Here is a 13,042-nt window from a genome sequence, read left to right as displayed (position 1 = left end):
ATGTGAACGCTTCTGATAAGATATTGGATTTGGAATTTCAATATTGGAATTTCTTTTCATCCTTGCCGACTTAGCTCAGGGGTAGAGTGCTTCCTTGGTAAGGAAGAGGTCACGGGTTCAATTCCCGTAGTTGGCTCAATTTAGTAAGAACACTAATATTATTATATAACTAAGATTAAAAATTAAGTAAAATGGCAAAAGAGAATTTTAATCGTTCCAAACCGCACTTGAATATCGGTACTATTGGACACGTAGATCACGGAAAAACTACCTTGACTGCTGCTATCACAAAGGTAATGGCTGAAGCTGGTTTCTCTAAAACCGCTGCTAAATCTTTCGACCAGATTGATAACGCACCTGAAGAAAAAGAAAGAGGTATTACCATTAATACTTCACACGTAGAATATGAAACAGCTAACCGTCACTACGCTCACGTAGACTGTCCAGGTCACGCGGATTACGTAAAGAACATGGTTACAGGTGCTGCCCAGATGGACGGTGCTATCCTTGTGGTTGCTGCTACAGACGGACCAATGCCACAAACACGTGAGCACATCCTTTTGGGTCGTCAGGTAGGTATTCCAAGAATCGTTGTATTCATGAACAAAGTGGATATGGTTGATGATGCTGAGCTTTTAGAGCTTGTTGAAATGGAAATCCGTGACCTTTTGTCATTCTACGAGTATGATGGAGATAATGGACCGGTTATCCAGGGTTCTGCTTTGGGTGGATTGAATGCTGATCCAAACTGGGTTCCTAAAATCATGGAATTGATGGAAGCTGTTGACAACTGGATCGAGGAGCCAATCCGTGATACAGAGAAGCCATTCCTTATGCCAATCGAGGACGTATTTACAATCACAGGTCGTGGAACTGTTGCTACAGGTCGTATCGAAACTGGAGTTTGTAACACAGGTGATCCTGTTGAAATCATCGGTATGGGTGCTGAGAAATTGACTTCTACTATTACTGGTATCGAGATGTTCCGTCAGATCCTTGACAGAGGTGAGGCTGGAGATAACGCTGGTATCCTTTTGAGAGGTGTTGCTAAAGAAGACATCAAAAGAGGAATGGTAATCGTTAAGCCAGGATCTGTTAAGCCACACGCTAAATTCAAAGCTGAGGTTTATATCCTTAAAAAAGAAGAAGGTGGACGTCACACGCCATTCCACAATAACTACCGTCCACAGTTCTACGTACGTACAACTGACGTAACAGGTGTTATTTCTCTTCCAGCTGGTGTAGAGATGGTTATGCCAGGTGATAACTTGACTATCGATGTAGCTTTGTTAAGCCCAATCGCGATGAGCGTTGGTTTACGTTTTGCTATCCGTGAAGGTGGTAGAACAGTAGGTGCTGGTCAGGTAACTGAAATCGTAGAATAATTTTATTCATAATACTTAAAAAGCCAGTGTCGTAAAATAACGACACTGGTTTTTAATAAACGGGCGTAGTTCAAGGGTAGAATAGCGGTCTCCAAAACCGTTGATGGGGGTTCGAATCCCTCCGCCCGTGCAAAAAACAAAATATAATGAAAGTTACTAATTATATATCAGAGGCGTTTGAAGAGTTAAGAACGAATGTAACCTGGCCGGAATGGGCAGAAGTACAACGCCTTACAATTGTAGTTGCTGTTTTTTCAGTTTTGTGTTCACTCGCCACATGGGGAGTTGACCAAGGTTTCACGAAATTACTAAGCGCTTTTTTCAGCGTCGTTAAATAAATAAATATTTTGGCGATGTCAGAAAATAATGTGAAAAAATGGTACGTTGTCAGAGCGGTAAGCGGCCAGGAGAATAAAGTAAAGAACTATATCGAGACTGAAATCAACAGGTTGGGTATGGGAGATTATATTTCTCAGGTTTTGGTTCCTACCGAAAAAATTGTACAGGTAAGAGACGGCAAGAAAATCACCAAGGATAAAGTATATTTTCCAGGATACGTGATGATTGAAGCAAACCTTACCGGCGAAATTCCGCACATTATCAAATCCATAACAAGCGTTATCGGTTTCTTAGGCGAAGTTAAAAACGGTGATCCGGTGCCTTTGCGTATGTCAGAGGTAAACAGAATGCTTGGAAAAGTGGATGAATTGGCTGTTAAGACTGATTCACACGCAATTCCTTTCAATATGGGTGAAACGGTCAAAGTTATTGACGGTCCATTCAATGGTTTCAACGGAACTGTTGAGAAAATAAATGACGAGAAGCGTAAACTCGAAGTCATGGTGAAGATTTTCGGAAGAAAAACACCTTTGGAACTGAGCTTTATGCAGGTTGAAAAAGTATAATTTGTTACACTATTATATATAACCGCGGAGGTCTGCTTCCACAGACTGATGCAAATTTTTAAAACACAATGGCTAAAGAGATTAGTAAAGTAGTTAAACTACAAGTAAAGGGAGGCGCCGCGAATCCATCGCCGCCGGTTGGACCTGCTCTTGGAGCTGCTGGTGTGAACATCATGGAATTCTGTAAGCAATTTAATGCGAGAACCCAGGATAAAGCCGGCAAAGTATGCCCAGTGCAAATCACTGTGTATAAAGACAAATCATTCGATTTCGTCGTAAAAACTCCACCAGCTGCCGTCCAGTTAATGGAAGCTGCAAAGCTAAAAGGAGGTTCGGGAGAACCAAACCGTAAAAAAGTTGCCAGCGTTACCTGGGATCAGATCAAAGCGATCGCAGAGGACAAAATGGCTGATTTAAATGCATTCACTATGGAGTCTGCAATGAGTATGATTGCTGGTACAGCAAGATCTATGGGTATAACTGTATCAGGAGAATCTCCTCTTAAAAAAGCTTAAGACATGGCAAAATTGACAAAAAAGCAAAAAGAGGCTGCTTCAAAAATTGAGAAGAACAAAATGTATTCTTTAAAAGATGCTTCTGCATTAGTTAAAGTAATCGCTTCTGCAAAATTTGATGAGTCTGTGGATATCGCCGTGAAATTAGGCGTTGACCCAAGAAAAGCAAACCAGATGGTAAGAGGTGTTGTAACACTTCCACACGGAACCGGTAAGGATGTAAGGGTTTTGGCTCTTGTAACTCCGGATAAAGAAGCTGAAGCTAAAGCTGCCGGTGCAGACCACGTAGGTTTAGATGACTATCTTCAGAAAATCAAAGACGGCTGGACTGATATTGATGTAATCATCACTATGCCTGCTGTTATGGGTAAATTGGGACCATTAGGACGTATCCTTGGGCCACGTGGCTTAATGCCAAACCCGAAAACCGGAACAGTTACTATGGATGTAGCAAAAGCTGTAGCTGAAGTAAAAGCCGGTAAGATTGATTTCAAAGTAGATAAGACAGGTATCGTTCACGCAGGTATCGGAAGGGTTTCTTTCGGGGCAGATCAAATCGTGGACAATGCGCATGAGATTATTCAAACATTAATTAAACTGAAGCCAACTGCGGCAAAAGGTCAATACATCAAAAGCATTCACTTGTCAAGCACAATGAGTCCTGCGATTGCACTTGATCCCAAAGCAGTCTAAGCAGTAAAAGATTTTTAATATGACTAGAGAAGAAAAATCAATCGCAATTGAAAATTTAACTGCACAGTTAGCCGGTAGCAATACCGTATATATGGCAGATATTTCAGGACTTGATGCTGAAACGACTTCAAACTTGAGAAGGGCTTGCTTTAAAGCAGGCATCAAATTGGAAGTGGTTAAAAACACTTTGCTTGAAAAAGCAATGGAAGCATCTGAGAACAACTATGAGGATTTATCAACGATTTTAAAAGGAAACACCGCGATCCTTCTTTCAGAAACTGCTAACGCACCTGCAAAGATCATCAAGGAATTCCGTAAGAAATCAGACAAACCAGTCCTTAAAGGAGCTTACATCAATGCCGAAATTTACATCGGTGACAACTTACTGGATTCATTAGCATCGCTTAAATCCAAGGAAGAAGTTATCGGCGAAATCATCGGATTACTTCAGTCACCTGCTCAAAGAGTTATTTCAGCTCTTAAGAACCAGTTCAAGGACGAAGACGCAGCGTAAGCACATTCACAAGCGCACAATAATAAATTATATTTTACAAATCATTTTAAACGATAGAAAAATGGCAGATTTGAAACAATTCGCAGAACAATTAGTTAACCTTACTGTAAAAGAAGTTAACGACTTAGCAACAATATTGAAAGATGAGTATGGAATTGAGCCTGCTGCAGCTGCAGTAGTAGTTTCAGGTGGTGGTGGCGAAGCTGCTGCTGAAGAAGCTCAGACTGAATTCAACGTAATCCTTAAAGATGCAGGTGCTTCTAAATTAGCTGTAGTGAAATTGGTAAAAGAACTTACCGGTTTAGGTCTTAAAGAAGCTAAAGAAGTAGTGGACAGCGCTCCAAGTTCAGTTAAAGAAGGTGTTTCTAAAGAAGAGGCTGAAGGCCTGAAAAAAGCTTTAGAAGAAGCCGGAGCTGTTGTTGAGCTTAAATAGTAAAACTCGGTTTTGAAAACTAGGTTTAGGTCTTGGATACGCATCCAAAGGCCTAAACCATTTTTCGTATAATAAAATTATATCCGATTTTATTGATAAATACGAAAATCTTTTAATCAATACGAAGAAAGAAATGAACTCCTACTTGGTTTATTTTTAAAGATGTATTGATCTTAAAAAGAAAGTATGGATACCATAGTGTTTCACACAAAAATTACTTTTTTTTAATCAAAATTTTGTTCATTGATGATAACAAATCAGACTGAAAGATTGAATTTTGCCTCGACCAAAAATATCCCGGACTATCCGGATTTCTTAGATATTCAGGTCAAATCTTTTAAAGATTTCTTCCAACTGGAAACCAAATCTGACGAGAGGGGCAACGAAGGGCTTTATAACACCTTCATGGAGAACTTTCCAATCACTGACACCAGAAACCAATTCGTACTGGAGTTCCTTGATTATTTTGTTGATCCGCCACGTTATACCATTCAGGAATGTATTGAGAGAGGACTTACTTACAGTGTGCCTTTAAAAGCCAGGTTAAAACTGTATTGTACAGATCCCGAGCATGAGGATTTTGAAACTATTGTACAGGATGTGTACCTCGGTACTATTCCTTATATGACGCCAAGCGGTACGTTTGTCATCAATGGCGCCGAGCGTGTAGTAGTGTCGCAGTTGCACCGTTCACCTGGTGTCTTCTTCGGACAGTCGTTCCACGCCAACGGAACCAAATTATATTCTGCCCGTGTCATCCCATTCAAAGGATCATGGATTGAATTCGCAACCGATATCAACAGCGTCATGTACGCGTATATCGACCGTAAGAAAAAATTACCGGTAACCACTTTATTCCGTGCTATCGGTTTTGAAAGAGATAAGGATATCCTTGAAATCTTCGACCTTGCTGAGGAAATCAAAGTATCTAAAACAGGACTTAAGAAATACATCGGACGCAAATTAGCAGCCCGTGTATTGAATACATGGCACGAAGATTTCGTGGACGAGGATACCGGCGAGGTAGTTTCTATCGAACGTAACGAGATTATCCTTGATCGTGATACCATCATCGACAAAGATAATGTGGAGGAAATCATCGACGCCAATGTAAAATCGATCCTTTTGCACAAGGAAGATGCGAATCAGGCTGATTATGCCATCATCCACAACACACTGCAAAAAGACCCGACCAACTCTGAAAAAGAAGCCGTCGAGCACATCTACCGTCAGCTGCGTAATGCAGAACCACCTGATGAGGAGACTGCACGTGGTATCATCGATAAATTGTTCTTCTCTGACCAACGTTATAACTTAGGTGAAGTAGGTCGTTACAGGATGAACAAAAAACTGAACCTTGATATCCCAATGGAAAAGCAGGTCTTGACCAAAGAAGATATCATCACTATCGTGAAATACTTAATCGAATTGATCAACTCTAAAGCAGAGATTGATGATATCGATCACTTGTCAAACCGTCGTGTACGTACTGTTGGTGAACAACTTTCAGCACAATTCGGCGTTGGACTTGCCCGTATGGCACGTACGATCCGTGAAAGGATGAACGTTCGTGACAATGAAGTATTTACGCCGATCGATTTGATCAATGCGAAAACTTTGTCGTCTGTAATCAATTCTTTCTTCGGAACAAACCAGTTGTCTCAGTTCATGGATCAAACGAATCCATTGGCCGAGATTACTCACAAGAGAAGATTGTCTGCCCTTGGACCTGGTGGTCTTTCCCGTGAAAGAGCCGGTTTCGAGGTACGTGACGTTCACTATACACACTACGGCCGTTTATGCCCGATTGAAACACCGGAAGGACCAAACATCGGTTTGATCTCTTCACTTGGGGTTTATGCGAAAGTAAACGGAATGGGATTCATCGAAACGCCTTACCGTAAAGTAACTGATGGTAAAATTGACATTACTTCCGATCCTGTTTATTTAAGTGCAGAAGAAGAAGAAGGCAAATTGATTTCCCAGGCCAACATTGAAGTGGGTGCTGACGGAACCATCCTTGCTGATAAAGTAATTGCCCGTGAGGAAGGTGACTTCCCTGTGGTGGATCCACACAGCATTCATTATGCTGACGTTGCGCCAAACCAGATCGCGTCGATTTCCGCTTCATTGATTCCGTTTTTGGAGCATGATGATGCGAACCGTGCGTTGATGGGATCAAACATGATGCGCCAGGCCGTACCATTGTTACGTCCTGAAGCTCCAATCGTTGGTACAGGTCTTGAAAGACAGGTGGCTTCTGATTCCCGTGTGTTGATCAATGCTGAAGGTCATGGAACGGTAGAATATGTTGATGCAAACATCATCACTATTAAATATGACCGTACGGAAGAAGAAAGAATGGTAAGTTTTGATGCTGATGAGAAGACTTATAATCTGATCAAATTCAGAAAGACCAACCAAAGTACTTCGATTAACCTGAAGCCTATCGTAAGAAAAGGCGACCGTGTTATTCCTGGTCAGGTGCTGTCTGAAGGTTACGCTACCCAAAACGGAGAGCTTGCACTTGGAAGAAACCTTAAAGTGGCGTTTATGCCATGGAAAGGATACAACTTCGAGGATGCGATCGTAATCTCTGAGAAAGTAGTTCGCGATGATATCTTTACTTCAATCCACATCGATGATTATTCATTGGACGTACGTGATACGAAACTGGGTAATGAAGAATTAACCAACGACATCCCGAACGTTTCTGAAGAGGCTACCAAAGACCTTGACGAAAACGGTATGATCCGTATCGGTGCTGAAGTGAAGCCTGGTGACATCCTTATCGGAAAGATTACGCCTAAAGGAGAATCAGATCCTACTCCGGAAGAAAAACTGCTTCGCGCGATCTTCGGTGATAAGGCCGGTGATGTGAAAGATGCGTCATTGAAAGCTTCTCCATCTCTGCATGGAGTTGTATTAGACAAAAAACTGTTCGCAAGAGCGGTAAAAGATAAAAGAAAACGTACCAAAGACAAGGATGATTTGGGCTCCCTTGAAATGGAGTTCGAAACCAAATTTGTGGAATTGAAAGACAAACTGGTTGACAAATTATTCCTGATTGTCAATGGGAAAACCTCTCAGGGTGTCATGAATGATCTGGGTGAAGAAGTATTGCCAAAAGGTAAGAAATACACTCAGAAAATGCTGAACGCTGTAGAAGATTTCGCTCACTTAAGTAAAGGACAATGGGTTGCAGATGAGGAAACCAATAAAATGGTAAACGACCTGATCCACAACTACAAAATCAAACTGAATGACCTTCAGGGTGCTTTGAGAAGAGAGAAATTCACGATTACCGTAGGTGATGAATTGCCTGCAGGAATCCTGAAACTGGCTAAAGTATACATCGCTAAGAAACGTAAACTGAAAGTAGGTGATAAAATGGCGGGACGTCACGGTAACAAAGGTATTGTTGCGCGTATCGTTCGTCACGAAGACATGCCATTCCTTGAAGACGGAACGCCTGTAGACATCGTATTGAACCCGCTGGGTGTACCTTCGCGTATGAACATCGGACAGATTTACGAAACTGTACTTGGATGGGCCGGTATGAACCTTGGCAAGAAATTTGCAACGCCGATTTTCGACGGAGCAACACTTGACCAGATCAACGAACTGACAGACGAAGCCGGAATTCCACGTTTCGGACACACGTACCTGTATGACGGAGGAACCGGAGAGCGTTTCCACCAGCCTGCAACCGTAGGTGTGATCTATATGCTGAAACTGGGGCACATGGTTGATGATAAGATGCACGCACGTTCTATCGGACCGTACTCTCTTATTACGCAGCAGCCTCTTGGAGGTAAGGCACAGTTCGGTGGACAGCGTTTCGGAGAGATGGAGGTTTGGGCACTCGAGGCTTATGGTGCGTCCAGCACACTTCGTGAAATCCTCACCGTGAAATCGGATGACGTGATCGGAAGGGCGAAAACTTACGAGTCGATCGTTAAGGGTGAATCCATGCCGGAACCGGGACTTCCTGAGTCATTTAACGTATTGATGCACGAGCTTAAAGGTCTTGGATTAGACATTCGTTTAGAAGAATAAATATTCAGTAATCCGTGTCCGGCTCAGGTCGGACGCTGATTATAATTTAATTAGTTTTCAGGATTTATACCCGTAAACCGTTCCGATTTTTTATAGAAACATTGTTTTTATAATTAGCACTTCAGGAAAGACCTGAAGTTTAGAGAAGTAACCCGAGGTAGTGTTTATCGCAAAGATAAACGGATTCAATTTTTTAATTGCAAATAAATCAATAGTAGAAACTATGATGAATAATAGAAATAATAACAATAAGGACAAAAACCAAATAAAAAGGTTTGACAAAATTTCTATCGGTCTTGCTTCTCCGGAATCTATCCTGGCGGAATCAAGGGGTGAAGTCTTAAAGCCTGAAACAATCAACTACAGGACGCACAAGCCGGAACGCGACGGTCTTTTCTGTGAAAGGATCTTCGGACCTGTAAAGGATTTCGAATGTGCCTGTGGTAAATATAAAAGGATCCGTTACAAAGGCATCGTCTGCGACCGCTGCGGTGTTGAAGTAACCGAGAAAAAAGTACGTCGTGACCGTGTCGGGCATATCAACCTTGTCGTGCCCATCGCACACATCTGGTATTTCCGTTCGCTTCCGAATAAAATCGGATACATCCTTGGATTGCCGTCTAAAAAATTAGACATGATCATTTACTACGAAAGATACGTGGTGATCCAGGCTGGTATTGCAAAAAATGCCGAAGGTGATGAAGTGAAGAGATTGGACTTTTTGACCGAAGAAGAATACCTGAACATTCTGGACAGCCTTCCTCAGGAAAACCAATATCTTGACGACAATGACCCTAATAAATTTATCGCCAAAATGGGTGCTGAATGTATTATGGACCTGTTAGCAAGGATTGATCTGGACAGTCTGTCTTACGACTTGCGCCACAGTGCCAACAACGAAACGTCGAAACAACGTAAAACAGAGGCTTTAAAAAGATTACAGGTTGTGGAATCTTTCCGCGAATCAAACCTCAATCGTGAGAACCGTCCGGAATGGATGATCATGAAAGTGGTTCCTGTTATCCCGCCTGAATTGCGTCCGTTAGTGCCGCTTGATGGTGGCCGTTTCGCAACGTCGGATTTGAACGACCTTTACCGTCGTGTGATTATCCGTAACAATCGTTTGAAGCGTCTGATGGAGATCAAAGCTCCTGAAGTGATCCTTCGTAACGAAAAGCGTATGTTGCAGGAATCGGTAGATTCTTTGTTCGATAACACGAGAAAGGCTTCTGCCGTTAAGACAGAATCAAACCGTCCATTGAAATCGCTTTCTGATTCCCTTAAGGGAAAACAAGGGCGTTTCCGTCAGAACTTGCTTGGAAAACGTGTCGATTATTCTGCGCGTTCGGTGATCGTCGTTGGACCGGAATTGAAATTATTCGAATGCGGTCTGCCAAAAGACATGGCTGCTGAACTTTACAAACCTTTCGTTATCCGTAAGCTTATCGAAAGAGGTATTGTAAAAACGGTAAAATCTGCCAAGAAAATCATCGATAAGAAAGAGCCTGTAGTTTGGGATATCCTTGAAAATGTAATCAAAGGACACCCTGTATTGCTTAACCGTGCTCCTACCCTGCACCGTCTGGGTATCCAGGCGTTCCAGCCGAAACTGATTGAAGGAAAAGCGATCCAGCTTCACCCATTGGTTTGTACGGCTTTCAACGCGGATTTCGATGGTGACCAGATGGCGGTTCACTTGCCACTTGGACCTGAAGCGATCCTTGAAGCGCAGCTTTTGATGCTGGCATCACACAACATCCTGAACCCTGCGAATGGCGCACCGATTACGGTTCCTTCCCAGGACATGGTTTTGGGTCTGTATTATATGACCAAAGAAAGATTGTCGACTCCGGAAATGAAAATCTTAGGCGAAGGCCTGACTTTCTATTCTGCAGAAGAAGTAAATATCGCCTTGAACGAAGGCCGTCTGGAATTGAACGCAAGAGTGAAAATCCGTGCGAAAGATTTCAACGAAAACGGAGAATTGGTTTGGAAAATCATCCAGACCACTGCAGGACGTGTACTGTTTAATGAAGTAGTTCCTGAAGCAGCAGGATATATCAATGACGTTTTGACCAAGAAGAACCTGCGTGATATCATCGGACACATCTTAAGTGTGACCAATGTACCAACCACTGCCGCTTTCCTTGACGAAATGAAAGACATGGGTTACAAATTCGCATTCAAAGGCGGATTGTCATTCAGTTTGGGTGATATCCGTATTCCGGAGCAAAAAGGAAAACTGATCGCCGATGCCAATGAGCAGGTTGATGGTATCCTTATGAACTATAACATGGGTCTTATCACCAATAACGAGCGTTATAACCAGGTTATTGACATCTGGACTTCGGCGAATGCACAGCTTACTGAATTGGCGATGAAAAATATCCGTGAAGACCAGCAAGGGTTTAACTCGGTATACATGATGCTTGATTCAGGAGCGAGGGGTTCCAAAGAGCAGATCCGTCAGCTTACAGGTATGCGTGGTTTGATGGCCAAGCCTAAGAAATCTACTGCCGGTGGTGGTGAGATTATCGAAAACCCGATCCTTTCTAACTTTAAGGAAGGTCTTTCGATCCTTGAATACTTCATCTCTACGCACGGTGCCCGTAAAGGTCTTGCCGATACCGCTTTGAAGACTGCGGATGCCGGTTACCTTACCAGAAGGCTCCATGACGTTTCCCAGGATGTTATCGTAAATCTTGACGATTGCGGTACATTGAGGGGTGTTGAAGTTTCAGCATTGAAAAAGAACGAAGAAATAGTGGAATCGTTGGGAGAAAGGATCCTTGGCCGTGTGGCTTTACAGGATGTCATCAACCCATTGACCAACGAAATCATCATCGAAGCCGGTAAGCAGATTACTGAAAACGTGATGAGGGTTATCGAAGCGTCTCCAATCGAAAGAGTGGAAGTACGTTCTCCATTGACTTGTGAAGCTATCAAAGGAATCTGTGCTAAATGTTACGGAAGGAACCTTGCTACAGGTAAGATGACACAACGTGGAGAAGCTGTCGGTGTAATCGCTGCTCAATCCATCGGTGAACCTGGAACTCAGCTGACACTTCGTACATTCCACGTAGGTGGTGTGGCCGGAGGAATCTCTGAAGAATCCAGCATCGTAGTACGTTTCAACGGTCGTCTTGAGATTGAAGATCTTAAAACGGTGAAAGGTGAAGACAACGAAGGCAATACCGTAGACATCGTGGTGTCACGTTCTACCGAATTGAAACTGATCGACGAGAAGACAGGAATTGTCTTGAATACACATAACATCCCTTACGGTTCAAGCATTTTCGTAAAAGACGGACAGTCTGTTAAGAAAGGCGACGTAATCTGTAAATGGGATCCATATAACGGGGTTATTATTTCTGAATTTACCGGAAAAATTGCTTACGAAGATTTGGAACAGGGACAATCGTTCGTTGTTGAGATTGATGAGCAGACCGGATTCCAGGAAAAAGTAATTTCTGAAGGAAGGAACAAAAAACTGATCCCTACCTTATTGATCTACGGAAAAGACAATGAACTGATTCGTTCTTATAACTTACCGGTTGGTGCACACCTTATGGTAGACGATGGCGAGAAGATCAAAGCTGGAAAAATCCTTGTGAAGATTCCGCGCCGCTCTTCAAAAGCCGGGGATATCACCGGAGGTCTGCCAAGGATTACAGAGCTTCTTGAAGCACGTAACCCTTCAAACCCGGCGGTAGTTTCTGAAATCGATGGTGTGGTTACTTTTGGAAAAATCAAACGTGGTAACCGCGAGATTATCATCGAATCCAAATTTGGTGAGATTAAGAAATACCTTGTCAAATTATCGAGCCAGATCCTGGTGCAGGAAAATGACTTCATCCGTGCGGGTGTGCCATTGTCTGACGGAGCTATTACTCCTGAAGATATCCTGAGAATCCAGGGACCTGCCGCGGTACAACAATATCTTGTGAATGAAATCCAGGAAGTGTACCGTCTGCAAGGGGTAAAAATCAATGACAAGCACTTCGAGGTGGTTATCCGCCAGATGATGCGTAAAGTACAGGTCCAGGATCCGGGAGATACCTTATTCCTTGAAGACCAATTGATTCATACTAAAGACTTTATTGTTGAAAATGATAAGCTTTACGGTATGAAAGTGGTCGAGGATGCCGGTGATTCTGACACCCTGAAACCAGGACAGATTGTTTCTCCACGCCAATTGCGTGATGAGAATTCTATCCTGAAACGTACAGATAAGAACCTTGTTTCTGCACGTGACGTGATCACTGCAACGGCTACTCCGGTACTTCAGGGTATCACAAGGGCTTCACTTCAGACGAAGTCATTCATCTCTGCTGCGTCGTTCCAGGAAACTACTAAAGTACTAAACGAAGCTGCTGTAGCAGGGAAAGTAGATTTATTGGAAGGTCTTAAGGAAAATGTGATCGTCGGACACCGAATCCCTGCCGGAACCGGTATGAGGGAGTACGACCATACGATCGTAGGTTCTAAAGAGGATTTCAACGAAATGATGGCTACTAAAGAAGAATACAACTATTAAG

At 42.7% G+C, this 13,042-nt stretch carries 9 protein-coding genes and 2 tRNA genes; all 11 read left to right on the top strand.

Annotated features, from left to right (window positions below):
- Positions 1-64 precede the first annotated feature (64 nt).
- The 11 genes from HYN49_RS06715 to rpoC all read left to right on the top strand — a co-directional run bounded on the left by HYN49_RS06715 (position 65) and on the right by rpoC (position 13,041).
- A tRNA-Thr gene (locus HYN49_RS06715) sits at positions 65-136 on the top strand.
- Positions 137-191: 55 nt separating this feature from the next.
- Positions 192-1,385 (top strand): elongation factor Tu, encoded by a 1,194-nt coding sequence (gene tuf, locus HYN49_RS06710; RefSeq protein WP_108903399.1) that lies wholly within the window; start codon positions 192-194, stop codon positions 1,383-1,385.
- Positions 1,386-1,444: 59 nt separating this feature from the next.
- Positions 1,445-1,515: transfer RNA gene (locus HYN49_RS06705), tRNA-Trp, on the top strand.
- A 13-nt stretch (positions 1,516-1,528) separates the two neighbouring features.
- Positions 1,529-1,723, top strand: coding sequence for a preprotein translocase subunit SecE (gene secE, locus HYN49_RS06700; protein ID WP_108903398.1), 195 nt, complete (start codon positions 1,529-1,531; stop codon positions 1,721-1,723).
- Between the two features lie 15 nt (positions 1,724-1,738).
- Positions 1,739-2,290: a transcription termination/antitermination protein NusG gene (gene nusG, locus HYN49_RS06695; RefSeq protein WP_108370319.1), complete on the top strand. Its 552-nt coding sequence runs from the start codon at positions 1,739-1,741 to the stop codon at positions 2,288-2,290.
- Between the two features lie 68 nt (positions 2,291-2,358).
- A complete protein-coding gene (gene rplK, locus HYN49_RS06690; protein ID WP_108903397.1) occupies positions 2,359-2,805 on the top strand; it encodes a 50S ribosomal protein L11 in 447 nt (148 codons plus the stop codon).
- Between the two features lie 3 nt (positions 2,806-2,808).
- On the top strand, positions 2,809-3,498 hold the full coding sequence (rplA, locus tag HYN49_RS06685; protein ID WP_108903396.1) for a 50S ribosomal protein L1: 690 nt from the start codon (positions 2,809-2,811) through the stop codon (positions 3,496-3,498).
- A 19-nt stretch (positions 3,499-3,517) separates the two neighbouring features.
- The gene (gene rplJ / locus HYN49_RS06680) at positions 3,518-4,012 is read left to right on the top strand and encodes a 50S ribosomal protein L10 (RefSeq protein ID WP_108903395.1); all 495 of its coding nucleotides are present in this window, start codon (positions 3,518-3,520) and stop codon (positions 4,010-4,012) included.
- A 43-nt stretch (positions 4,013-4,055) separates the two neighbouring features.
- The gene (gene rplL / locus HYN49_RS06675) at positions 4,056-4,445 is read left to right on the top strand and encodes a 50S ribosomal protein L7/L12 (protein WP_262497635.1); all 390 of its coding nucleotides are present in this window, start codon (positions 4,056-4,058) and stop codon (positions 4,443-4,445) included.
- Positions 4,446-4,691: 246 nt separating this feature from the next.
- Positions 4,692-8,504: a DNA-directed RNA polymerase subunit beta gene (gene rpoB, locus HYN49_RS06670; RefSeq protein ID WP_108903393.1), complete on the top strand. Its 3,813-nt coding sequence runs from the start codon at positions 4,692-4,694 to the stop codon at positions 8,502-8,504.
- 223 nt (positions 8,505-8,727) lie between these two features.
- Positions 8,728-13,041: a DNA-directed RNA polymerase subunit beta' gene (gene rpoC, locus HYN49_RS06665; protein WP_108903392.1), complete on the top strand. Its 4,314-nt coding sequence runs from the start codon at positions 8,728-8,730 to the stop codon at positions 13,039-13,041.
- Position 13,042 lies beyond the last annotated feature (1 nt).

The sequence above is a fragment of the Flavobacterium pallidum genome (genome assembly GCF_003097535.1).
In the GTDB taxonomy this organism is placed as follows: Bacteria; Bacteroidota; Bacteroidia; order Flavobacteriales; family Flavobacteriaceae; genus Flavobacterium; species Flavobacterium pallidum.
The sequence above is the reverse complement of the archived record's forward strand: the minus strand, read 5'-3'. Positions and strand labels throughout refer to the sequence as shown.